General features: G+C 59.5%; 24 protein-coding genes. 3 read left to right on the plus strand and 21 right to left on the minus strand.

Annotated elements, in window-relative coordinates:
• Together PHW69_05215 and PHW69_05220 are read left to right on the plus strand one after the other, a co-directional pair.
• Positions 1 to 818, plus strand: an 818-nt coding sequence (locus PHW69_05215) for an LptF/LptG family permease (GenBank protein ID MDD4004586.1), incomplete at its 5' end; no start/stop codon positions are given.
• Positions 797 to 1,900: an LptF/LptG family permease gene (locus tag PHW69_05220; GenBank protein ID MDD4004587.1), complete on the plus strand. Its 1,104-nt coding sequence runs from the start codon at positions 797 to 799 to the stop codon at positions 1,898 to 1,900. The genes PHW69_05215 and PHW69_05220, both read left to right, overlap by 22 nt.
• Positions 1,901 to 1,971: 71 nt before the next feature.
• Here the strand turns inward: PHW69_05220 and PHW69_05225 are convergent, their stop codons facing one another.
• The 21 genes from PHW69_05225 to PHW69_05325 all read right to left on the minus strand — a co-directional run bounded on the left by PHW69_05225 (position 1,972) and on the right by PHW69_05325 (position 21,255).
• Complete coding sequence (locus tag PHW69_05225) at positions 1,972 to 2,334, minus strand: response regulator transcription factor (GenBank protein ID MDD4004588.1); 363 nt, start codon at positions 2,332 to 2,334, stop codon at positions 1,972 to 1,974.
• A gap of 12 nt (positions 2,335 to 2,346) precedes the next feature.
• The gene (locus tag PHW69_05230; protein ID MDD4004589.1) at positions 2,347 to 2,712 is read right to left on the minus strand and encodes a response regulator; all 366 of its coding nucleotides are present in this window, start codon (positions 2,710 to 2,712) and stop codon (positions 2,347 to 2,349) included.
• 40 nt (positions 2,713 to 2,752) lie between these two features.
• The gene (locus tag PHW69_05235) at positions 2,753 to 3,391 is read right to left on the minus strand and encodes a hypothetical protein (protein ID MDD4004590.1); all 639 of its coding nucleotides are present in this window, start codon (positions 3,389 to 3,391) and stop codon (positions 2,753 to 2,755) included.
• Positions 3,376 to 4,587 carry a methionine adenosyltransferase gene (metK, locus tag PHW69_05240; protein MDD4004591.1) on the minus strand — a complete coding sequence of 404 codons (1,212 nt, stop codon included), beginning with the start codon at positions 4,585 to 4,587 and terminating at the stop codon, positions 3,376 to 3,378. Before metK ends, PHW69_05235 begins: the two co-directional genes overlap by 16 nt.
• A gap of 104 nt (positions 4,588 to 4,691) precedes the next feature.
• The gene (locus PHW69_05245) at positions 4,692 to 6,116 is read right to left on the minus strand and encodes a hypothetical protein (GenBank protein MDD4004592.1); all 1,425 of its coding nucleotides are present in this window, start codon (positions 6,114 to 6,116) and stop codon (positions 4,692 to 4,694) included.
• A 100-nt stretch (positions 6,117 to 6,216) separates the two neighbouring features.
• On the minus strand, positions 6,217 to 6,774 hold the full coding sequence (gene rfbC / locus PHW69_05250; GenBank protein MDD4004593.1) for a dTDP-4-dehydrorhamnose 3,5-epimerase: 558 nt from the start codon (positions 6,772 to 6,774) through the stop codon (positions 6,217 to 6,219).
• Positions 6,764 to 7,663, minus strand: coding sequence for a glucose-1-phosphate thymidylyltransferase RfbA (gene rfbA, locus PHW69_05255; GenBank protein MDD4004594.1), 900 nt, complete (start codon positions 7,661 to 7,663; stop codon positions 6,764 to 6,766). Before rfbA ends, rfbC begins: the two co-directional genes overlap by 11 nt.
• 7 nt (positions 7,664 to 7,670) lie before the next feature.
• Positions 7,671 to 8,636, minus strand: a complete 966-nt coding sequence (locus tag PHW69_05260) for a glycosyltransferase family A protein (GenBank protein MDD4004595.1) — start codon at positions 8,634 to 8,636, stop codon at positions 7,671 to 7,673.
• A gap of 2 nt (positions 8,637 to 8,638) precedes the next feature.
• Entirely contained in the window at positions 8,639 to 9,499 is an 861-nt protein-coding gene (locus PHW69_05265) for a sugar nucleotide-binding protein (protein ID MDD4004596.1), read from the minus strand.
• 354 nt (positions 9,500 to 9,853) lie between these two features.
• The gene (locus PHW69_05270; protein MDD4004597.1) at positions 9,854 to 10,834 is read right to left on the minus strand and encodes a hypothetical protein; all 981 of its coding nucleotides are present in this window, start codon (positions 10,832 to 10,834) and stop codon (positions 9,854 to 9,856) included.
• Positions 10,835 to 10,873: 39 nt separating this feature from the next.
• On the minus strand, positions 10,874 to 11,758 hold the full coding sequence (locus tag PHW69_05275; GenBank protein ID MDD4004598.1) for an aldo/keto reductase: 885 nt from the start codon (positions 11,756 to 11,758) through the stop codon (positions 10,874 to 10,876).
• 93 nt (positions 11,759 to 11,851) lie between these two features.
• Positions 11,852 to 12,346, minus strand: a complete 495-nt coding sequence (locus tag PHW69_05280) for a hypothetical protein (GenBank protein ID MDD4004599.1) — start codon at positions 12,344 to 12,346, stop codon at positions 11,852 to 11,854.
• Positions 12,346 to 12,867 carry a hypothetical protein gene (locus PHW69_05285; GenBank protein MDD4004600.1) on the minus strand — a complete coding sequence of 174 codons (522 nt, stop codon included), beginning with the start codon at positions 12,865 to 12,867 and terminating at the stop codon, positions 12,346 to 12,348. The genes PHW69_05280 and PHW69_05285 overlap by 1 nt, the downstream gene beginning before the upstream one ends.
• Positions 12,864 to 13,535 carry a TIM barrel protein gene (locus PHW69_05290; GenBank protein MDD4004601.1) on the minus strand — a complete coding sequence of 224 codons (672 nt, stop codon included), beginning with the start codon at positions 13,533 to 13,535 and terminating at the stop codon, positions 12,864 to 12,866. The genes PHW69_05285 and PHW69_05290 overlap by 4 nt, the downstream gene beginning before the upstream one ends.
• A 113-nt stretch (positions 13,536 to 13,648) precedes the next feature.
• Positions 13,649 to 14,770, minus strand: coding sequence for a radical SAM protein (locus PHW69_05295; GenBank protein MDD4004602.1), 1,122 nt, complete (start codon positions 14,768 to 14,770; stop codon positions 13,649 to 13,651).
• Positions 14,745 to 15,512, minus strand: coding sequence for a glycosyltransferase family 2 protein (locus PHW69_05300; GenBank protein MDD4004603.1), 768 nt, complete (start codon positions 15,510 to 15,512; stop codon positions 14,745 to 14,747). The genes PHW69_05295 and PHW69_05300 overlap by 26 nt, the downstream gene beginning before the upstream one ends.
• Positions 15,512 to 16,549: a transketolase C-terminal domain-containing protein gene (locus PHW69_05305; protein ID MDD4004604.1), complete on the minus strand. Its 1,038-nt coding sequence runs from the start codon at positions 16,547 to 16,549 to the stop codon at positions 15,512 to 15,514. The genes PHW69_05300 and PHW69_05305 overlap by 1 nt, the downstream gene beginning before the upstream one ends.
• Before the next feature lies 1 nt (position 16,550).
• A complete protein-coding gene (locus PHW69_05310) occupies positions 16,551 to 17,540 on the minus strand; it encodes a thiamine pyrophosphate-dependent dehydrogenase E1 component subunit alpha (protein MDD4004605.1) in 990 nt (329 codons plus the stop codon).
• 16 nt (positions 17,541 to 17,556) lie between these two features.
• Positions 17,557 to 18,627, minus strand: coding sequence for a radical SAM protein (locus tag PHW69_05315; GenBank protein MDD4004606.1), 1,071 nt, complete (start codon positions 18,625 to 18,627; stop codon positions 17,557 to 17,559).
• Positions 18,627 to 20,141 carry a PfkB family carbohydrate kinase gene (locus PHW69_05320; protein ID MDD4004607.1) on the minus strand — a complete coding sequence of 505 codons (1,515 nt, stop codon included), beginning with the start codon at positions 20,139 to 20,141 and terminating at the stop codon, positions 18,627 to 18,629. Before PHW69_05320 ends, PHW69_05315 begins: the two co-directional genes overlap by 1 nt.
• Positions 20,142 to 20,238: 97 nt before the next feature.
• Positions 20,239 to 21,255: an SDR family oxidoreductase gene (locus PHW69_05325; protein MDD4004608.1), complete on the minus strand. Its 1,017-nt coding sequence runs from the start codon at positions 21,253 to 21,255 to the stop codon at positions 20,239 to 20,241.
• Positions 21,256 to 21,352: 97 nt separating this feature from the next.
• Between PHW69_05325 and PHW69_05330 the strand changes: the two genes are divergently transcribed.
• The gene (locus PHW69_05330; protein ID MDD4004609.1) at positions 21,353 to 23,092 is read left to right on the plus strand and encodes a hypothetical protein; all 1,740 of its coding nucleotides are present in this window, start codon (positions 21,353 to 21,355) and stop codon (positions 23,090 to 23,092) included.
• The last annotated feature ends 110 nt before the right edge of the window (positions 23,093 to 23,202 follow it).

The following is a 23,202-nucleotide window of genomic DNA, read 5'->3' on the forward strand; positions in this document are numbered from 1 at the left end:
CGGTGCGCCAGATCGTGTGGCCGCTGATTGCTTTTTCGGTATTGATCATGGGGCTGCTGTTATGGGTCAATAACTGGGTCAGTCCCACGGGGTTCGCCAAATTCCAGAATTCCCAGCACATGATGGCCGAAAGCATTACCCGCCTGAGACTGGAACCCAAAACTTTTCTCAATATCGGCGACTGGCGGCTTTATTCGGAGGCCGTGGACAACCAGCGCGGCCGGCTTGAGGATGTGCATCTGTTCCGCAGCCCGGCGGGCGGCGCCATACGCGACAGCGTACGCGTGAGCGCGCCGGCCGGGCGGTACCGGGTTTATCCCGGCAAGGGGTTTGAGCTTACTCTTAAAAACGGCGAATTCCAGCGGGTGGACCCTAAAGACCCGCGGCGCGTGGTGCTGGCAAAATTCCAATCCTACCGGGTTTTCATTCCGTTCGGCGTGCCTTTTAAAAAACGCACCGATATCTCCCTGACGGAAATGGCGACCCCGGATATAATAGCCGCCGCGCTTTACAGCGGCTCGCTTGTACCGATCCGGCGCGCCGAATATAAAATAGAGGCGGCTACCCGGATGGCCGTCGCGCTCGCGCCGGTGATATTTTTCTATCTCAGCTGCCCGTTCGGCGTTTCTTTGAGCAGAACCGGCCGGGCGATGGGCATGGTTCTCAGCATTGTGATACTGTTCCTGTTTTACGGGCTTATGGCGGTTGGCATAAGTCTGGGCAAAAAACTGCTCTGGCTGGCCTGGTGGGGGCCGTTTCTGCCCGATGCGGCCGGCCTGTTTCTGGCCGGCTGGCTGTGGCGAAGGCGGCTGCGCTGAACATGATTTTCTACCGTTATATCGCGCGCAAGTTCTGGCCTCCGTTCCTGTTCGGAATGGGCATTTTTGCCGTGCTGGTGTTTCTGGCGGATATGTTTGAAAAGCTCAAGTACATGACCGATTCTCCGGCGGGATTTAAGGTTATCGCGCAATATTTCGCTCTTATCATCCCGTTCTGGACTCTGGTGGTCGTGCCGGTGGCGGTGTTGCTGGCGGCGCTGTTCGTGGTGTCGGGGCTTATCAGGAGCGGCGAATGGGTGGCTGCGTCCGCGAGCGGGTACAGCCCGCGCCAGATTGTGGCGCCGGTCCTGTTTTGCGCCGTGCTGGTGTCCGCTGTAAATGCGGGACTGGGCGAGTTCGTGTCGCCGCGTCTGCATGCCCGGAGCGAACGCATTCTGCAACGTGATATACGGGGTAAAGCCGACTGGGGTCGCCCGGTAAGCGACAATGTCGTGCTGCGGGCAGGAGAAGGCGTAATGCTTTATATCGCGAGGTTTACCCCGTCCGAAGGGCTGATGTCCCGCCCGGTAGTCAACATTTTCGCGCGCGGCAAGGCGGCCGTGCAGATTGACGCGGAATCGGCGGAGTGGGACCGGCACGCCAGGCGCTGGATTTTTAAAAAGGGCATACAGCGCGAAATATCGGACGCGGGCACCCTCTCCGAGCGGCCGTTCGACAGCTTTGTGTCGTCCATAGACATTGCGCCGCGCGATATCGTGATTGAAAAAGTCTGGCCGGAGGATCTCACCGTGCGGGATATCCGCCGGCGGATCGGGAGTCTGCAGAAAACCGGTGCGCCCGACCACCGCGAGCGCACTTATCTGCAGGTAAAATTTGCCGCGCCGTTCGCTTCGGTGATAATCTGCCTGCTGGGCATACCGTTCGGCGTGGTGGTTAAAAAAGGCGGCAAGCTGGTTCATTTCGCGACCGCAATGTGCATCACGTTTGTGTTCTGGTGGGTGCTTTCCATGTGCCAGTCGGCCGGGGAAGCGGGCATGGTGCCGCCGTATGTCGCCGCCTGGGCGCCTGTTGCCGTGTTTGGCGCGCTGGCTTTGTTCGGCATGAAAAAAGCCGGGCTTTGAGGTACAGGCGCGGCGCAAATCGCAAGCGGCTCCCGCAAGGGAGCCGCTTTTCGTTTAAAGGCGGTACGCTGTCAATTTCCGAGAATGCGGTTTACTTCGTATACCAGCTCGTCATGATCGAATGGTTTGTAGAGGATCCCGTCCACATTCAGATGCGATAATTCATCGTTTATCGGCTTCTGGTTCAGCGCTGTTACCACGAGAATTTTCAGGCCCGGATATTTCGTTTTCAGGCCGGAAATGATGTCGAGGCCGCTGGTGCCGGGCATCAGAATATCCAGCAGCAGCAGATCGGTTTTGGAAGTTTCCAGCAGTTTTACCGCGTCGTCCGCCGTGCTGCCTTCACCCGACAGGGCGAAGTTTTCCCGCGACAGAATATTCTTCACCGTTTCCCTGAATACCGGTGAATCGTCTATAAGCATTATGTTATTCATAAGATATGAATTTTATTCCAGTATTTTTTCGATGGCTTCCAGCAGTTCGTCCGGTTCGAAAGGTTTGTACACAATGCCTTTCGCGCCAAGATCGCGCGCTTCCAGGTTCACCGCTTCCTGATTGATCGCGGTAAGCATCAGCACTTTGGCGGTAGGGTTGACTCCGACAAGTTCTTTCAGTATGTCCAGTCCCGATTCGCCCGGAAGCAGTATATCCAGCAGAACCAGCTCCGGCGATTCCTTCTTGAACTGTTCCAGCGCGTCGGCGGCGTTGCCCGCTTCCACTGCCAGATATTTACCGTTGCGTTCCAGCACGTTGCGGATAGTGCTGCGCAGGATAGGCGAATCGTCCACGATGAGTACTTTGTGCTTTTCCATGTTCACTGTCCTCGCTTTGGGTTTTATTTCGGTCAACCCGTTAAAAAATGTGCCAGGCTTTTTCATCCCAGGTCGGGGATTTTTTTATTTTGGCGATCAGCTGCTTGAAAGAATCCGTGCTGAAGATGATCACCATCTCGCCGCTCATGGTCATATGTCCGGACTCCAGCCTCATTTCACTGCTTAACAGCAGATCCGCCGTCTGGTCCACCCGGCCGGCCGCTTCCTTTAGCATGGCGGCCCGCGTGCCTACCATGACCCGCGGCGCGCGCGGCAGGATTTTCATACCGATCGTGTTGGCGAACACGTTTAAAAAGGTGTTGGCCAGAATGTTCGATACTTCCGCCACGGTCAGCGTCTGCAGGGAGGACAGTTCTTCCGACCGGGCATCCTGATCGGTGATGTAATGAGTGAGATTAAGCATGCTCTCCTGATTGAATACGCACATGATCGAGAGCGGAGTCTCGCCGCTGAAGCTGAGCTCGCCGCAGTAGCGGGCGGGTTCTCTGGCGGGGAACTTGGACATCGCGTCGTTATATGGGGCGAACTTGAATTCATGCGGGAAAATGTTCCATTCTCTGCGCGACAGCCGCGACAATGCGGTCAGGCTGTGCATCATGCCTGTTTCGGCCACGTCCTGAAACACTGACATCTCTTCTTTTGTTATGTTATTTTGCATGTTGTAACCGCTTTTCCCCGGAAACTTTTCGCTGCATATTCCCGTAATTTCGGCGCCAGCTCAATGCTTTCCCAGGGCAGGCCTGCCGTGTTCGCGCCGAAATGCCCGTAGGCCGCAGTCGCGCGATAGACCGGCCGGCGCAGGCCGAGCTTTTTGATTATGCCCTGCGGTGTGAAATCGAAAAAATTCCGCACCGAAGTTACCAGCTGGTCCGGGCCGATCAGGCCGGTGCCGTGCGTGTCCACATACAGCCCTACCGGCTCCGCCACGCCGATCGCGTAAGCGATCTCGACCGTGCATTCCGCCGCCAGCCCGGCCGCCACTATGTTTTTCGCGGCCAGCCGCGCCATATAGGCGCCCGAACGGTCCACTTTCGTCGGGTCTTTGCCGGAAAACGCGCCGCCCCCGTGCGGGGCGCGGCCCCCGTAGGTGTCCACGATGATTTTGCGGCCCGTCATGCCGGTGTCGGACTGCGGCCCGCCGATAACGAATTTCCCGGTCGGATTGATGAAAATTTCAGTGCGTTCATCCAGCATTCTGGGGTTAAGCGAAGGGCGGATCACCGCTTCGGTTATTTCCCGGCGCGCTTTTGCCGAAAGCCGTTTTCCGCTCGAATCAAGCACCGATTCCGAATGCTGCGCTGAAACCACCACATTTGAAATCCGCAGCGGCCGTCCGTTCAGATACTCGACTGTAACCTGCGCCTTGCCGTCCGGCCCGAGGTAAGGCAGTATGTTTTGCTTGCGCACTTCGGCCAGCCGGCCCGTCAGCCGATGCGCCAGCGCGATCGGAAGCGGCATCAGTTCCTCCGTTTCCCGGCAGGCGTAGCCCACCATCAGGCCCTGATCTCCGGCGCCGCCCGCATTGACGCCTTGCGCTATGTCCGGGCTCTGCCGGCCTATCGTGCAGATGACGGCGCAGGTGTCGCATGAAAAACCGCGGCTGATGTCGGTATAGCCTATGTCGCGCAGCACGCCGCGCGCAAGCGCGTCGGCGTCAACGACAGCGCGCGAGGTCGTTTCACCGCCGATCACCACCAGCCCGCGCGTTATATAGGTTTCACAGGCTACTCGTCCGTTCGGGTCCTGCCGGAGGATCTCGTCCAGAAACGCATCGGAGATCTGGTCGCACACCTTGTCGGGGTGACCTTCCGTCACGGATTCCGAGCTGGCGAAAAAATGCCCTCTTCTATCCATAGCAATATGGTAATAAATAAGTAAAGGAAAGTATAGAACCTGCTGCGGGCCTGAAAAAGCCCGCCCGGCGCCGGGCGGGCTTTTTCATTGAAAATAGTCCGGGCCTAGCCGGTGATGAATTTCGTGACCGGTTTTTCCGCGAAATCCAGCAGCGCTTCGGTGGACGCTTTTGCGGGCGACTCCGCGTACAGCCTCAGCAGCGGTTCCGTGCCGGACGGGCGCAGCAGTACCCAGCTGCCGTCCGCCAGGGTTATTTTCAGCCCGTCTTTCACCGTGGTTTCTGCTATGGGCTGCCCGCAGATTTTTTTCGGCAGTTTTTTGGCGATCTTTTCCGCAAAAACCACCTTGTCCGCAACGGGTGTTTTGAGCGGAAAATCGCGCCGCAGGAAAACCGATTTGCCGTATTTCTTCTCCAGATCCGCAAGCAGAACCGACAGCGGTTTGCCGGTTTCCTGGAGCATCTGGATGAAAAGCAGCGCGGACATGACCCCGTCGCGGTCGGCGAAAGCGCCTTTCCAGGCGTACCCGCCCGATTCCTCCGCGCCCGCCAGCACGTCTTCCGCAAGCATTTTTTCCGCCGCGTATTTAAACCCGACCGGCACTTCCTCGAACGGCAGTTTGTACGCCTGAGCCACGCGTTTTGACAGATAGCCGAGCGAAACCGCCTGCACTATTTTCCCTTTCTTTTTCTGCCGGCCCGCCAGATATTCTAGCATCAGCGCGAACGCCTGGCAGGGGGTGAGATAGCGGCCCGTGTCGTCTATCACGCCCAGCCGGTCGCCGTCGCCGTCAAGCGCCAGCCCGGCGGCGGCTTTGTTTTCCTTGACGGCTTTTTTCAGATCCGCCAGATTTTTGTCAACGGGTTCCGGCGCAACGCCGCCGAACAGCGGGTCATGCCCGGCATGCAGCGTGACCAGTTTTTTTGACGGAATCAGCTCTTCCAGTATTCCCGCCGCGCTGCCGTGCATATAATCGGCCACGACCGGTATTTTCATGCTGGCGGAGAGTTTTTTCACGTCAAAACGGCTCCGCACGTAGCTGACATAGGGTTTGAGGCCGTTGACTGCCGGCAAGGACTCGGCCTTGACCGGGGCCGGCGGGTTCTTGCCGGCCATCCGCTCGATGCCGCCGGTAAGCGCGTCAGGCGCGCTGCGGCCCTCCACCTTTATCTTGACGCCGTTGTAATGCGCAGCGTTGTGGCTGGCTGTCACCATCACGGCCAGATCGTACTCCTTAAGCGTAAGCAGGCTGGCGGCGGGCGTGGGCACAGGCCGGTCCGACAGCGCGACCCCTATGCGGTTGGCCCGGAGGATATGCGCTATTTCCGCCGCGAACAGGTCGGAATCGAACCGGCGGTCATAACCTATGAAAACGCGGTATTTTTCCGAGTCGGACGGACGCGGATTGTCTTCCCTGATATGATCCGCGATCGCCTGCGCGGCGATCCTCACGTTCTGGAAAGTGAAATCCCACGCGATAATGCCGCGCCAGCCGTCGGTCCCGAATTTGATCTCGTTGTTTGATGCCATTGTGTTTCTCCAGAATATTTAGGAAAACTGTTTTTTTCGCGCCGGGTTCAGCTTTTTGTCCGGCGTTAAGCCGCCGGCAGATATATTACCATAATTCCGGTTAACGGGGATAAACGAAGTTGTTGTCCGCGTTTTTGAGAAGGGGGGCGTTCCTGTCCTTGTCCGAAAGGGAAGGCGAGGCCATGCCCCAGTCAATCCCCACGGCGGGATCGTCGTACCGGAACCCCCGGTCATGCGCCGGAGAATATTCGGCGGTAACCTGATACATCACCTCGGCTGTTTCCGAATAGACGCAGAACCCGTGCCCGAACCCGGGCGGCACATAAAGCATATGGTGGTTTTCGTCGTCCAGTTCGCGGCCGACCCAGCACCCAAAAGTCGGCGAGCCTTTGCGGATATCAACCGCCACGTCCAGAATCCTGCCGCGCATGCATTTTACCAGCTTGCCCTGCGCCGCCGGATCTTTCTGAAAGTGCAGCCCGCGCAGAACCCCTTTGGCGGACCGCGAAAAATTCATCTGCACCAGCGGCTGCGGAATATGAGGCAGGAATTCGCTGGCTTTGTAAAGTTCCATGAACGCGCCGCGCCGGTCGCCGAAAACTTCTGGTTTTACGAGCAGCACTTCCGGCAGCCGCGTTTTCTCGAATTCAAACGGCATGGCCGGACTCCTTTGCCGCAGGTTCTTTGAGAATGCCGAGCAGGTATTGCCCGTAGCCTGTTTTTTCAAGCGGTCTGGCGAGCGCCTCGAGCCGGGCCGCGCTGATGTAGCCGTTGCGGTAGGCGATTTCCTCCACGCACGCTATTTTCAGGCCCTGCCGGTTTTCCACAATCCGCACGAAATCCGCCGCATCCAGCAGCGAGTCGTGCGTGCCGGTGTCGAGCCACGCGAACCCGCGGCCCATCAGTTTCACGTTTAATTTGCCCAGCCGGAGATATTCGTTGTTGAGCGCGGTTATTTCCAGCTCTCCGCGTTTGGACGGGTTGAGCCCGCGCGCCATGCGGGGCGCGTTTTTGTCGTAATGGTAAATGCCGGTAACTGCGTAGTTTGATTTCGGAACGGCGGGTTTTTCCTCGATTGAAATCACGCGCCCTTTGTCGTCGAATTCAGCCACGCCGTAGCGCTGCGGGTCGGATACATAATAACCGAACACGGTTGCGCCGTCGCTGGCGCGCGAGGTGTCCTGCAGCAGTTCCGGCAGGCCGTGCCCGAAAAAGATGTTGTCGCCGAGAATCAGCCAGACCGGGTCGTCCCCGATGAATTTCTCGCCGATCACCAGCGCTTCCGCTATGCCGCGCGGAGCCGACTGCTCGGCGTATTCAAATCTCAGGCCCCACTGTTCGCCGCTGCCGAGCAGTTTTTCAATGCGCGGCAGATCCTCCGGCGTGGAAATCACCAGTATTTCCCGCACGCCCGCGATCATGAGCGTGGCGAGCGGATAGTAGATCATCGGCTTGTCGTAAACCGGCAGCAGCTGCTTGATTGTGGATATGGTTACCGGGTGCAGGCGCGTGCCGGCTCCGCCCGCGAGAATGATTCCTTTTGTCATGAGAGCCTCACTTTTCAGCAGTAATTTTTTTAAGGAGCCACCACAGTGTCACCGCGGCGTTTTTTCCGTCAAATCTGTCAAGCCGGTTCATGGCGCGGACCCGCTCGCCCGCGGCTGCGCCGGCTCCGCAAAGCAGCAGTTCCTTCGCCCAGCTGCGCTGCACGGACGCCCTGCGCCGGTTAATCCGTTTCCGGACCGCGCCCGGCGCTCCGTCGGCATACAGCGCCGCGTAATACCCCGAGAGCATGGTGTCGAGGTTGCCGTAATGCCGGGCGATTTCCTCCTCGCTCGGGCGCGGCGGCCGCTGATGTTCGCACAGCACTTCATGAAGAAAGTAAAAGCCCGTCACTTCGCACATCCTGATGCAGAAATCATGATCTTCCACCGACTGCAGGTCGGGGCTTTCCCTGAATCCGCCGATTTTCAGGGCCGCGGTTTTGCCGAACACGGTGGCGGACGGAATCAGGGGATTATCTTCGTACAGCAGGCAGTCCCTGGCATTGGCCGGGTCGGCGGCGCAGATGTGCCGGCCTATTGTTTTCCCGGCTCTTGTTATGGCGCAATCATGTGCGAGCAGGTCTATGCCGGGATTGGCGGACAGAGCCGCCATGACGCGGGCCAGTTTTTCCGGCCGCCACGAATCTTCGGTGTCGAGCAGCGCGATATAGCGGCCGCTTGAGGCGGCAATCCCTGTATTAAGCGCGCCGGCGCGCCCGGCGTTGTCCTGCCGGATCACCCGGCCGGGCAGTACGTTTGTCTGCAGATAGCGGAGCGCCGCGCCTGAATCGTCCTGCCGGGAGCCGTCGTCCACGACGATGATTTCGAAATCCCGGAAAGTCTGGGCGTTTACGCTGGCCAGCGCGCGTTCCAGCGGGCCTGCCGAGTTGTAAGCCGGTATGACGACCGAAACCGCCGGCCCTCCCGATTCCGGGAAGGGCTGGCTATACACTATAAACAGCGAATCTGTCGGCATAGTCAAACTGGTCTGGCTGGAAACAAGTCTGCCAGCGCGGTTTCAAGGCCGCTGGCGGCTATTCCAAGCTCCTGTTCCATTTTAGCGGTTTTTAGCGCAATATTTACAGCGCATGTGCCGGTATCCTTGCTGTTCCCGCCGCGCGCAGGCGTGAGCAGGGTGCGGTCCAGCCCGCATGCGGCGGCAACCCGCAAGCCGAATTCGTGCCGGCTGACCGAGTCGCGCCCGGCGATATGCACCGCGCCCCACGGCCGGGTTTCCAGCATTCGCCACACTGCTTCCCCGAATTGCCGGCCGGAAACAGGATTGTCGAAAAGATCTTCCGGCAGGGTCAGCTGTTTCCCCGCACCAAGTGCGGTCATGATCATGCCGGCCGGGCAGTCCGTTCCGGCCAGCCCGAACATTAACGAGGGCCGCGCGACGGCGCATTCCTCCAGCCCGGTCACCGCCAGCATTTCACATGCCACATGCAGTTTGCCCGGCGCGGACACGGGACTAACCGGATCGTCCTCTCCGTACGGGCCTGCCGAACCGTCGAAAACCTCATTGCCGGATACATAGACAAGATATGCCCCGCGTTCGCTGCATAATCCGACTATATTGCGGGTGCTTTGAACATGATCCGCGCCGGCCCGGCCCGAGGGTTCAAGGCAGTGTGCCACGGCGTCAAACCGGTATTCATCGAACAGCCGGGCGGCCTGTTCCGCGTCAGTCCAGTCCGCGCTGGCGAAGTTGCCTTGTCCGGCGGGCTGGACGGGTTGCGGACGCGTGACTATAACGCGCACCCCGGCGGGGGCGGCGCTGGCGATACTGGCGGCTGCCAGTCCTGCTCCGCCGGTTACGAGAACGGTTTTTAACGCCATAATGCATTCATTATATTATATTGACCGGACATCCGCAGCCGGATTGCGTCGGTTTTTTTAAAAATCATTTTGCGGCTGGCAGGCAGTGCCGTGAAAATATGGAGGATTTCGGGCGCGGTTTTGTTCCGGACGGAGTTCTTCGCCCGGTTTTTTGCGCCGGGGCGCAGCGTGTTCGGTTCCGGTTCGTTGCCCGGCAGGACGCAAAGAAGCGCTTTGGCTGAAACGAATGCGTTCAGCGGGTGCGGCATATTACGCAGATATTTCCGGCCGCAGCGGGCTGTGCCGTTGCCGGCGTCATGCATTATCGCCGAATGCGTGTTGACATTATGCAGGTCCGCACGGGCAGGCGCGGCGTTATTTCATCAGCCGCGCGGCAAGCACTTCAAACACTTCGCGCGCCGCGCCGGGGTTGATGAACCGGCCGCCACGGCCGGTTTTTTCAGCCAGCGCGCCGGGCGAGGTTATGGCGTTGACGGCGTGCAGGAGGTTGGTTTCAATATCGGAGTCGTCATGCCAGCCGGCGAATGAAATAAATCCCGCGTCGAGCCAGCCTTTGATGTTCTGGTCATGGTTGTCGGCGATTCCGATCACCGCCGCCGGAGTGCCGCAGGCGGCCAGTTCAAACAGGGTCTGGCCGCCTGCGCAGACGGCAAAATCCGACAGCCGCATCAGCTGCGCCATTTCGCCCGCGCCGGGCGCGTAGAAAAAAAGAGTTTTTGGGTCGGTGTAGCGCGCCATATCACGCCCGTTGGTATAGCTTTTGCCGACCGCGACATTCTTTTCCAGCCCGGGAAAATGCTCCGTGAGAACTTTCAGGGCCACCGGGCTGAGATTGCGCCTGTCGTTCCCGCCGAACGTGACAAGAACCGAACGGGGTGCCGGCGGCAGGTTTTCTTTTCCGCCGCCAAGAAATTCCGGCCGGATCAGCTGGTATTTCGGGCCCAGCAGATAATGCCGGCCCGCCGCGCGGGGATATTTTATTTTTTCCGCCGCCAGCGCGCCGTTAAGCACCATGCCGGCTGGATAGGCGAGCCTGTTGTTATCATCCAGATAAAGCGCGAGTTTCGCTTTCGCGGCTATGCGCGCGCAGTCCTGCTCGCCGGCCCGGCCGGAATCTATTACAGCCAGGTCGCAGCGGTCCGGTTCGTCCGCGAGCCAGTTGCACAGGGTGTAGGTGTCTTCGGCCAGAATGCCGGAGATGGTTCTGTCGCCCGTGACAAGAAAACGGGCGGCATGCCCGGCTTTGACAAATTCATCATACAGCGTTCTGCAGCGCGCAAGGCGCCCGTACCCGTGCTCTTTTCCGCCTTCAGTGTAGAAAAGCAGTTTAAACATGCGCGCCTCTGCCACAGGCCGCAGTGGCATGCGCCGTTTTCACAAACTGCTCCAGCGCGAGGGTATGATAATATTTTCGTCATCCACGCGCAGGCTGTTCAGCTGCCGCATGAGCGGTTCCGTCTGCGCGGCGCGCGCCTCGGCGGTAATGTTTTCCTTTATGTTGGACATGGAATCCACCCCGCAAAGCACGCGGTCTATGTTCCTGTTCGACAGCGCGAACCCGAGGCAGATTTCGCACAGGCTCAATCCTGTCTCTGCCGCAATGCGGCGCAGGCTTTCAAGTTTTTCCGTCACCGGGGCGAAGTGGGCGGGCAGGGTTTCCGGCGCGCGCATCAGCAGGCCCTGCAGAAACACCGAGCGGGTGTAAATTTCCACTCCGCGTTCCCGCAGCAGCGGAAACAGCGGCTCGAACCGGCGGTCGAACAGATTGTAGGGCGCCAGCACAATGTCGCAGGGCAGTTTCTCCGCCACGATTGTTTCCGCGTCGCCCGGATAATAAAGCGAATAGCCCAGTTTGCCGATGCGTCCTTCTTTCTTCGCGGTTTTCAAAAACGGAATGATATCGGGATTGGTTCTGATATTGCCGAAATTGCCCAGCAGATAGCCGTAGATGCTTTTTATGCCCAGCCGCGCGAGCGTTTTGCTGAGAAAAAAATCAAGCGGTTTGTCGTTTTCCTCATCAAGATCCGGCAGTTTGGAAACCAGCCGGAACGCGTCGCTTATGGCCGAATGGGTTTTGAGGCACTGGCCCAGAACGCTTTCGCTCTCGCCGAGCGCGTAGGCGGTGTCCAGCAGGTCAATCCGCGCGGCGTGCGCGATATTCAGAATAAGGCCCGCTTCGGAGGCCGGTATTTTGCCGCGCGTGTTGTTGATGCCGTGGTCCATGCCGAACTGCGCGGTGCCTAAAGCCAGTCTGCTCATGTATTGAAACCTCCCGCTGCTGTATCCGTGAACCCGTTCCGCCGGCGGATTACCGATAATGTAGCAACATACCGGCGTTTTGGCAATAGACCGTTATTCCAGCCTTTCCCTGTCGCGCCCCAGATACAGCAGTTTCGCGAGCACCAGCAGGCCCGCCATCGCGGAAACCGCTTTGCCGGTAACGTACAGCCTGCCGTTTTCTTCACGGAGCTGGCCGGCGCGCACCAGCCGTTGTATCCGCAGCTCCAGCATTTCGGCCGGCGGGTAGCGGGCTTGCAGTTCAGCGCGCGTCAGCGGGGCCGGACTATCGTGCAGTTCGCGCATCAGCCGTATGCGCCGCGCGGTTTCGCCCAGATTTACGAAATGAAAGTAGCTGTAGCCAAGCGCGGCGTAGATGGCAAGGTTTGCGGCCGCGTCGCCTGCCGGGCTGAAAGCCGCGCACGCCACAACCGCCGCCAGACCCGCCGCGAAACCGGTGAAAACGGATTTTAAAAGCGGCGCGCCGTGCCGCGCGGACAGAAGCTGCGCCGTCATGTTAACCGCCAGCGCGGACGGCGCCGCAAAGATATTCAGCCATTCGCCCGTCATCAGCCGCCCTTGCCCAGCCGCATCAGTCCGCGCCAGAACATGATGAGCCGGGTCATGCGCAGGCCTTTGGCGGTCAAAGTGTATTTGCCGCCGGATAGAACGGCCATTTTGTCGGTCAGCAGGTCGTTCAGGCGCGGTTCGAACAGCACCCGGCCGTCAAGCTCGCGCGCGAGCGTTTCTTTAGCTATGCCCGCCGTGCCCGCCTGCCGCACGCGGCGCATGATGACAAGGGACGGGCTGTCCGCTTCCACGGCCGACCAGGTTATCATCCACGCCAGAGCCAGAGCGGTGCAAACCAGCGCGAAATGCGCGGTCTGGGCCGGGGTGTGCGGAGCCGGCGTGCCCAGCAGCGTCAGTTCCGGGCCCGGAACGGGAAAAAGCGCGCAGCCGGCCAGAGTCAGCCCGAACTGGATTAAAAGCAGCGCAACCGTCTGGCGTTTGGGCAGCCGCAGCCGCCACAGCGCCAGCTGAAGCGCCAGCCCGAACGCGAAAACCGCCAGACCCCAGACGAGCGCGCTCAAAGAAATTGCTCCCGGTTATTGAAAAAGTCCGCCAGATCGCGGAAGTCCTGCTCGCTCTGTGTGGCGACGCGCGCTTCCGAAACCACCAGCCCCGAATAGCCCGCTTTTTCGATCAGGCTCAGCAGGTACGCGCTGTGGTGCGGGTCGAAATGCAGGTGGGTATGCCACAGGCTCGAGCCCGCGCTGTAGCCGGTCAGGTGGATATGCGAGGCCTGCCTGATCCACGGGATGAACTCGTCTTCGTACACGCCGCCGCATTCCATCTGCAGATGCTCGAGATCAAGGCACCGCCCGGTCTGGTACCGGCGCTCGAATTTGGCCGGTTCGTGTATGCCCATGATGTTTTCCACGCAGATTTTCACGCCGGATCCTTCGAACGCGGCTATCGTTTCGCGCCATTCGTCCTCCCAGAAAATATCGTGGTAGACGCAGACCGGCGCGCCGATCGCCGCGGCTATGTCGCGCACGGTTTTCGGGGCGTGGCAGTCGTTCGGCGCGTGCACCGCGTATTTGAAGGAAAATCTGGAGCAGAGCCGTACTATTTCTTTCGGACGCTCGATAATGGAGGAGGAGAGATAAAGCTCCATCCCGTTAATCCCGGCCTGCGCCACCCGGTCGAACAGTAGCGCGTTGGGGCGGCATTTCGCCGCCAGTGTGAAATCAGGCATCAGTGTGTCCCCTTGTCCCGCCCGCTCCGCATGCCGGCCGGGCCGCCCGCGTCGGATCGGGGCGGTATTTGTTGCGTTCCCTGTCCGCCCCGGCGTTTCAACGGAAAAGCGGCTCAAACAAAATTTACGTGCGGCGGTTCGCTGCCGTCCGGCGGCTCCGGCTGTGCGCCGCCCTGTTTCAAATGCCACAGGTATTCGTTCACCTTGTGCTGCAGGCAGAGCGTGCCGCAGTTTTTATGCACGTCCAGCCCGCCGTCGGCGAGGCTGTTCAGCACTTCGCGGTAGCGCGCGCCGTGGAAAATTTCGCTGAACGGGGTTTCCGCTATGTTGCCGATATGGTATTTCGCGTACTTGCTGTTGAAAAGCATTCCGCACGGCGCGACCAGGCCGGACCCCGAAATCTGCAGGATCATGCCCGGCCCGTAACACCGGTCGTAACAGCGCGTGCCGCCGCTCATGATCTTCGACCATTTCGCCCGCACCAGATAATCCGCCCGGCTCATGGCTTCGGCCTGTTTCAGAACCGGTTCCAGCGCGTAGTAGGCGTCATAATTTATGCCCAGCGTGTGCTGTTCATCGTCAGAGCAGTGCTTGATTACGAAATAATCCGCGCCCAGCTCGCCGCCCAGCTTCGTTAGCGGCAGGATCTGGTCGGCAATCCGGGGCATCAGCACCATCTGTATGCCGATGGTGACGGGGAGGCTGCGGCGCCGTTTTATTTCCACGCATTTTTTTATCACGCCGCAAACGCGCTCGAACCCGTCGGGCGGGCAGCCCATGATCTCGCGGTAGCGCGCCGGTTCGCCGCCGGACATGTTAAAGCGCAGATAGGTAAGGCGCGGCAGGATCTCCTCAAGCCGGTCCTCGCGCAGCAGGTAACCGTTGGTGCCCAGCGCCATGTCGAGGCCTTTGGCACTGCCGTGCGTTATCGCGTCGTAAAGGTGGGGTGAGCAGGTGCTCTCGCCGTCTGACACGAAACTGACGGCTTTGACGCCGATGGCGGCGGCGTCGTCGAGAAACCGGAAAATCACGTCGCGCGTCATCGCCAGGCAGTCATTGGTCTGGAGTTTGCCGTAGCAGTAGATGCAGTTGTAGCTGCACGCGCGGGTGAGCGCGCAGTCTATCGTTACTGGCGCGACCGGCTCGCCCCGCAGCCACGCCGCCACGCGGTCGCGGTGCCAGGCGAGTTTATGCCCGTCGAGAATAAGTTCATGTTTTGAATTGGCGTCTTGCATAAGTTTGAGAGTCCCTGGTAAATTCCGGTTCCGGCTCGGCCGGGAAATACAGATCCCTGAGCAGGCGCAGGTAGCCGCCCGCCACGCAGCCGAGCGATTTGAGCGAGAGCGCTTTTGTCGTTCCGTTCCGGCGCAGGTCGAGCCGGTACGGCACCTCGGCGAACAGGTATTGCCGGCGGATGAGCCGGATGAGAATATCGGTCTGGTAAAAAAAACTGTTATCGCGGTGCCGCAGCGTCTGCAGCAGCGATTTGCGGTAAAGCACCGTCCCGTTGGTGTAATGCAGGTTCAGTCCGAATGTGGTGTTTATGAGCAAAGTGTAGGCCCGCGACAGCAGTTCCCGGTACCAGGGGCGCATGCCCCTGTTGAAAACGAACGGGTTGACTATATCCACATGGTGCAGAAGATGCGAGTAGCGGAAAATTTCCCACGGGTCGCTTTCATTGTCGCCGGGGATCATGACGACGAAATCGCCCTGCGCGTTATCCGTCCCGGTCCAGAACGCGCCGCCGATCCCGCGCGGGGTTTCATGGCTGACCAGTGTTATGCGCGGGTCGGATTTCGCCAGTTCGGCTGCGAGTTCCGCGGTGGAATCGGTCGAGCCGTCGTTCACCACCACGATCGTGCCTTCAAGATTATACCGGTTGAACCCGGAAAGCGCGCGCGCGACCGAGCCCGCTATGTTCTTTTCTTCGTTTAGCGCCGGAATGACGGCTGTTACCTTAATTGCGGTTTCAATCATTATCGCACCAGCCTGAGCGCGCAGGCCACAATATCGGCCGCGCCGGGATAAAACGCTTTTTCCAGTTCCGCGCCGGCCGGGGTGGGACAGTCCGGCAGGCCGATCCGCGCGGGCGGAGCTTTCATGAAGCTGAACGCGTCTTCGCATGCGCCGGCGGTTATTTCGGCGGAGATGCCGGAGTGGACGCCGCCCGTGTCCGCCACGAGCAGGCGGCCGGTTTTCCTGACCGATTCGGCGATTGCCGCACGGTCCAGCGGTTTGATCGTGCGCGGATCCACCACTTCGGCCGACACGCCCAGCCGCTCCAGTTCGCGGGCCGCTTTCATGGCTTCATACACCATCAGCGAAACCGCCACTATGGTGACCTGCGTGCCCGGCTTTCGGACAACTGCTTTTCCGAACGGCACCTCGTACATTCCGTCAGGCGCGTAGCCCTCGAATCCGTACAGCCAGCGGTGCTCGCAGAACAGAACCGGATTGCCGTCGCGCACCGCCGCTATCAGCAGGCCTTTCGCGTCATACGGCGTGGCGGGAACCGCCACTTTAAGCCCGGCGAACGCGGTGAAAATTCCGTGCAGCGTCTGCGAGTGCTGTGCCGCCGAGCCCCAGCCCCGGCCCGCAAGCGCGCGGATAACCAGCGGCGCGCTGCATTTGCCGCCGGTCATGTAATGCCACTTGGCGGCGTGGTTGACAATCTGGTCCATGCACATGGGCAGAAAATCCTGGCGCATATGCACGAAAATCGGTTTCATGCCGCACAGCGCGCTGCCGAGCGCGATGCCGGTCAGCCCGTTTTCCGCGATCGGGATATCCATAATCCGGTCAGGGCCGTAGGCCGCTAGCAGGCCCCTGGTCGAGCCGAACACCCCGCCGGGATCGTCCACCCCTTCCCCGATCACATAAACCGCCGGATCGGCGTCGAGCAGCTGACGGTGCGCTTCGTTAAGCGCGTTGACATAGGTCGTTACGCGCAGGCCGTCTTTCCGCAGCGCGGTTTTCAGATCCTCGTCATCTATGAGCACTTTTGTCCAGGGCATGTTAAGCGGACTCCCCGGCCGCGCGGTAAACGTCAGTCAGCAGATCTTCCGGGCCGGGCGCCGGGCTTGCGAGCGCGTAGCTCCACGCCCGGTCAACGCGCGCTTCTGCGGCTTTTTTCATTTCGTCCAGCCCGGCCTGCGAAATAACACCACGCGCGGCAAGCCGGGCGGCGTAGAGTTCGATCGGACAGCGTTTCATCCATTCGTCCAGCTCGGCTTTCGGGCGGCAGCCTTTTTCGTAATCGCAGTCCGGTCCGACATGCCCTTTCCAGCGGTAGGTGAGCAGTTCAAGAAAATACGGCCCGTTGCCCGCGCGGATGTGCGCGGCGGCTTTCCGGGCGGCCCGGTAAACGGTTTCCGCGTCGTTGCCGTCCGCCGTTTCCGCCGGTATGCCAAACGCCTGCGCCCGCGCCGCTATCGAACCGTGCGCGTGCCGCGCGCGGACGCAGGAGTTGGTGGCGTAAAAATTATTTTCGCAGACGAACAGAACCGGCAGTTTTTTCAGGGCCGCGAAATTAAGCGTTTCCTGCAAAACCCCTTCATCGGCCGCGCCGTCGCCGAAGAACGATACGCTTATATTGCTGCTTTTCCGCATTTTAAGAGCCAGGGCCGCGCCCGCGCCCAGCGGGATCGAACCGCCCACTATCGCCGTGGTGCCCATGCAGCCGGAAGCGGTGTCCACAAAATGCATCGAGCCGCCCTTGCCTTTCGTGCAGCCGCCAGTTCTGCCGTAGAGCTCGGCCGCTATCGCGTTAAGGTCCGCGCCTTTGGCTATGTAATGGCCGTGGTTGCGGTGCGTGCTGAAAATCATGTCTTCTCTTTCCAGATTGGCGCACACGCCGGCGGCGCAGGCCTCCTGACCCGTATAGAGGTGAACCGGAGTCTTCATCTCCTGCTGCGGATAGACGCTTGAAATACGGTTTTCAAACGCCCGGATGGCCAGCATTGCCGCCAGCAGGTCTATTTGCGTTTGCGTTGAAAGTTGTTCCATCGCAGCCAGCTCCGGCCTAAATAAAATTGACATGCTCGCCGGGATGTTTCAGTTCCCACAGATAGCGGTTTATGTGTTCCATGCGGCAGTTGAGGCGGCAGCGGGACGCGTCAAGCTCCTCCCGCACGAATTGCAGTGATTTCCCGCGCCGCTCCGATTCCCAGAGCTCCCGGAAAGTCTGCCCGTTTATGTTGCCGTAAAGAAACCGCTCGTCCTGCAGGAACATGCTGCATCCCCACACCGCTCCGCCGGAGTCAATGTAGGTCCAGAACGGGAGCGCGAGGCATTTGTCATACCCTTTTTCGCCGCAGTCCCACACCCGCATCGTATTGCGGCGCAGAATGACGGAAAAGCCCGCGCCGGACAGTTTTTCCGCGGCTTCCGCCTGTTTCACCAGGTCAGTGTATTTTATGTCTTTGTACCCGTCAGTTTTGCTTTGCGGATGCTGGGAATAAGGCTTTATGACCAGATAGTCCATTCCGATCTCCCGCGCCGCCCTGGCGAGCGTTTCCGCCTCGTGCGCGTTTTCCGGCAGCAGCACCATCTGCATTCCCAGCGCGCAGCGGTATTTTTTTGTGGCCCGCAGTCTGGCGGCGCAGGCCATGTTGTCCATTATTTTATCGAAGTCGCCAGCCGGCGCGCGGTGTATTCTGGCGTGGGTTTGCGCGGTGCCCCCGTTGATGCTGACTTTGAGCCAGGAAATGCTTTGCAGGCATTCGTCCGCTTTTTGCGGCGTGAAAAGCGCGCCGTTGGTGGTGAACGACACGTCAATCCCGGCGGCTTTGGTGAAGTTGGCTATTTCCGGCATGGCGGGATGCAGAAATGGCTCGCCTTCGCCCGCGAACATCGCGCTTTTCAGCCCCAGGGCGCCCAGTTCGCTCATGCGGGCGCGCAGAATTTCGGTGTCGAGAAAGCGCGGCCTGTACTCCATGAAATCCAGCGCGCAGTAGGTGCAGCGGTGGTTGCATCCGCCGGAAGGCGAGAGCTCGGCGTAGATGGGATAGATGTTTTCGCCCGCCAGCCATTGCGCCACCCGGGCGGGGTGGTAGATGAGTTTGTGGCTGTCTATGCGGTATTTGTCGGTCATTATTTGAGCAGGGTGTTGATAAACCTGAACAGCGGCAGCGGTTCCACGGATTGCTTGTTGCACACAATACCCACTTTTATGGCCGCCGCGGCGTTGCCGGTGAACCCGATCAGGTCGGGCGTCAGCCCGGCCGCGGCCATGGGCGCGGTTACCGAAAGGTACGAATCGCCCGCGCCCACCCGGTCAACGATCTTGCCCGAAAACACAGGCGTTTCGAAAAAACCCAGTTCGCGCCGGTAGGTGATCGCGCCCAGATGGCCGCGCGTGATGGAGATGCAGGGACAGTCGAGTTTTTGCGACAGGCCCTTTATGAGCGCGTGAATATCGCCGTATTTGTCGTGCGAGGCGAGCCGGAGCTCCGGCTCGTCTATGCAGATGTAATCCGCCTTGTGGTATTTGGTGACGAGATTGTAGCCGTGGTTGGCGGAGTTGCTCTGCGCGTTCACCGTCAGAAACCGGGCGTTTTTCAAAGCGCCGATAATGCGCTCGTCCACAAGTCCGTGCCCGAAATCCGACACCAGCACCAGATCGTAATCCCCGGCGATGCGTTCAAGATGTGCGGCCATGCCGGCGCACACGTCGTCCGGCAACGGCCTGTCGTCCAGAAACGCCACTTCGAACAGTTTTGTGAGGAACACCGGCTCCACGAATCTGCGTTTGACCACGGTGCAGGTGTCCGGCCGGACAAAAAATTCCGGCCTGATGTTCGGTTTGAGGTTCAGGCGGATATAATCCTCATGGGTCTGCATGCCGCCGAGGCAGGTGACTAATGTGACTTCTTCACAGAACCCGGCCAGGTGGTTGGCGCAGGCCAGCGCTCCGCCGGCGAACCGTTCCTCGCCGAGATATCTGGTTGTGATGATGTTGTCTTTCGGCGATTTGCCGAGCCCGCTGCAGTAGTGGTATTCGTCAACGATAACGTCGCCCACCACAAGCACGCGGAGTTTTTTTAGCGCGCGCATGGCGTCTATCACGGAGTCCGGCGAGTGCCTGGCCCGGAAGTCCTGCAGCCACTGGCGGGTGGGTTCCGGGAAGGTGCCGAAAAAACGGTTTAACAGCGCGGTGGAACTGAACTGGATGTCGTTGGTGAAGCGCAGCTGCCCGCCCACCGATTCGACCGCTTCTTTTTCCAGCGCGATTCCGCCGGTGATATCCTGGTCGGGGGCGGCATAGTCCGACCCTTTGATGTAAACGCTGGGTTTCACCGTTTTAAGCGTTTCCACCGCGTTGGGCCATTCGTTTACGGCGGCGTAGTCCACCGCGCCGAGCGCGGCAAGCGTTTCCGCCCGCAGGTTTTCCGAAAATACCGGCCGGCCCGGCCCTTTGTTCACATACCGGTCGGGCGTTACGGTAACCACCAGAATATCGCCCTCTTTTTTCGCTGTCTGCAGGTGGCGTATATGGCCGGGATGCATCAGATCAAACACGCCGTGGCACAAAACAACCGTTTTGCCGGATTTTTTCAGATCCGCCACTTTTTCAGCCAGTTGCTGGATGGAAAGAATTTTTTTCATTTGCCGTGTCCGCCTTGCCCCTGCGCATCAATACTATCATTATACCTTTTGCACAGGCAACATCGCTTTCTGTCGTGCGCGGCGCGAAGCGGCGATGTTATTTGCCCAGGTATCTGAACCAGTCCTGTGTGGCGCGTTCGATTGTTTCGGGTGTCCAGACCGGCGCGGCCCGCCAGTACTCAATGTTTTCAAGTATTTCCGCCACGCCCGCTTCAAGCGAAACTTTCGGGGTCCAGCCGAGCAGCCTGCGGATTTTGGCGGTGTCTGCGAAAGTGCAGTCCGGCTCGCCGGGCCGCTTGGGAATATGGAGGGTCGGGCCGCCCAGCAGCTGCGTCAGCCTGTTCACGCTGTAGGTGCCGCCGGAGCCGACGTTCATTGCTTCGCCGTGCAGGTCCGATTCGGAGGCGGCGAAAAACGCGTCCGCCACGTCGGTCACATAAGTGAAATCGCGGGTCTGGGCGCCGTCGCCGACCACGGTGAACGGCTTGCCCGCCAGTTTCTGCGCCAGAAACACGCCGAACACCGCGCCGTAGGTTCCGCTTGTGCGCGAGCGCGTGCCGTAGACGTTAAACAGCCGCAGCGATATTACCGGCATGGCGTACACTTTGTGCCAGTGCAGGGCGGTCTGCTCGCCAAGGTTTTTGGTGAGCGCGTAGGGGTATTGCGGCCGGACGGGCGCGGTTTCCGGAGTGGGCACGATATCGGCCAGCCCGTAGCAGGAGGACGATGCGGTGTAAAGAAATTTTTTCACGCCCGCCGCCCGCGCGCTTTCCAGCACGTTCATTGTGCCCAGCACGTTGGAGCGGTAATACTGAACCGGGTTTACTATCGAAGGCACGATATCGGCCAGCGCGGCCAGGTGAAATACCCGGTCAACGCCGGTGAAATGAGGCTTCAGGGGTTCCAGCTCGGTTATATCGCACCGCACCAGCTTAAAGCGCGGATTGTTTTTGTGCTGTTCAAGGTTCTGGGGCCTGCCGGTCGAAAAATTGTCGAGCGCGGTTACCGTATGCCCTTGCCGGAGCAGCAGATCCACTATATGACTGCCGATAAAGCCCGCACCGCCGGTAACAAGCGAATTCGTCATGATAGCCTGTATTATACTCTTTTGCATTTGCGCGCGCCAATGCGGCGGGCCCGGCTACATTTCGGGTATAATAACCAGTAGCGTCGAATATAAGGAGCGCATGGAAACCGTAAAGCTCGGCATTATGTCATTTTGGCGGCGCCATGGGGCTGTGTCCGTCAGGCTGGCGGCGTGGTTCGGCTGGCTGCTCGCGCTTTCCGCGCTTGCCGTTCCAATGCAGAACCCGGATTTTTTCTGGCATTTGTCAGCCGGAAAATACATGGCGGAGCTGTGGCGGTTCCCCGTTTCGGATTTTCTTTCGTGGACACGCAACGGCAGTCCGTGGGTTGATTTTGAATGGCTGTTCCAGCTTGCAGCCTATCTGCTTTACAGCTCGACGGGATATTGGGGCGTGTTTGCCATGCGCGCGCTTATGCTGGGCGGCGTTTTTTTTGTTTTCTGGCGGCATCTGAAACTTTATGGCCTGCAGTCTTTCGGTTTTGTGCTGCTGCCATGTCTGGCGGTGGCTTTTCCGTCGGTGGATATACGGCCCGACAATATAACGGTTCTGCTGTTTTCCCTGTGGTTTTACTGGCTTGAAAAATTCCGGCTGGGCGCGCTTGGCTGGAGCGCGCGGCGCATGATGTCTGCCGCGTTTTTCACCTTTCTGGTCTGGGCGAACTGGCATGCGGGATTCTGCTACGGACTTTTCCTGCTGGTTATCTATACCCTTGACGCGTTTTACGAGCGCTTTAAGGTGCGCGGCCGGCCGGAACCGAAAAACGGGCCCGGCCCGGAACGTATTTTGCCGGCAGTGTTATTGGCGGCTGTCGCGGGTACCCTGTTAAACCCCTATGGCGTGAAGATTTACGCGGTTGTGCTGGAGCATAACGCGCTCGGGGCCATGCTGGCGCAACATATCAGTGAATGGCGGCAAAGCAGCATTTATTTCCCTTCCCAGCGGCCCTACTGGGTCATCATGGCGGTTGCATTGACGGCTTTTGCCATACGGACCCTGAAATTTTCACACATGCGGCTCGCGCACGCGCTGGGGCTGGGCTATTTTGCCGTTGCGTCGGTCATGCATGCGCGGCACAGTATTTTCATGGTGCTGTTCGGATTGCCGCTCGCGGCCGATTATTGCAGGGAGCTGGCGGCCGCGCTGAAACTGCGAAAAATGGTTTGCGCCGCGGCGGGAGTTCTGCTGCTGGCCGTGCTGGGCCGGTTCGCGGGTTTTGTCTGGCCGCAATTCCGTGCGCCCGTGTGGTTCCGGGCGGCGGAAGCGGATGGCCCGTGCCGGTTTCTTCAGGCCAACAAGGCCGAACTGGCCGGACTCAGAATGTTCAACCCCTGGGAATGGGGCGGCTATATGGGTTACAGGCTCTACCCGGATTATCTTGTTTTCCAGGACGGACGCTATATTTTTCATGACTTTCTGCAGCCGCTCTCGCAAAATTATTCAAATCCCGTCAAATGGCGGCAGTTTCTTGGCCGGGAGGGAATAGAACTGCTGGTCATGAAAATGCAGCATGACGAGCAGGCTTTGCCCCATAAAGGCCGGATTGTGCTGGTGCCGACATACATGCTTTTTGTTTCCAGAAAAGACTGGGCTGTCGTTTACTGGGATATGGCTGGCGTGGTTTTCGTGCGCAGAACCGGCGTTTCGCCGGACTGGCTGAAAGAGCATGAGTTCCCTCAGCTCTGGCCGGACAGTTTCAGGCTGCTGGGAATGAAAATGCTGGAAGGCAAAATCAGGCCTGAAAATCTGCGTACGGAAGCGGAGCGTTATGAAAAACAGATGGCCGCGCTGGGTCTTGCCGCCAGGCCGGCGCCGCAGGCCGTGAAAAACTGGTTTTCAGGCGTAAGCGCGGCCTTTCCGCAGTAGTCCCGTTCCGGGCGGAACGGGGCCCTCGCGCGGCATGTCAAGCAATCTAAGAATCTTACCATGGGTCTATGGGACTGCGTTCTTAAATTTGGCGCTTTTTCGGACTCTGC

The organism is Elusimicrobiaceae bacterium (assembly GCA_028700325.1).
Classification (GTDB): Bacteria; Elusimicrobiota; Elusimicrobia; order Elusimicrobiales; family Elusimicrobiaceae; genus JAQVSV01.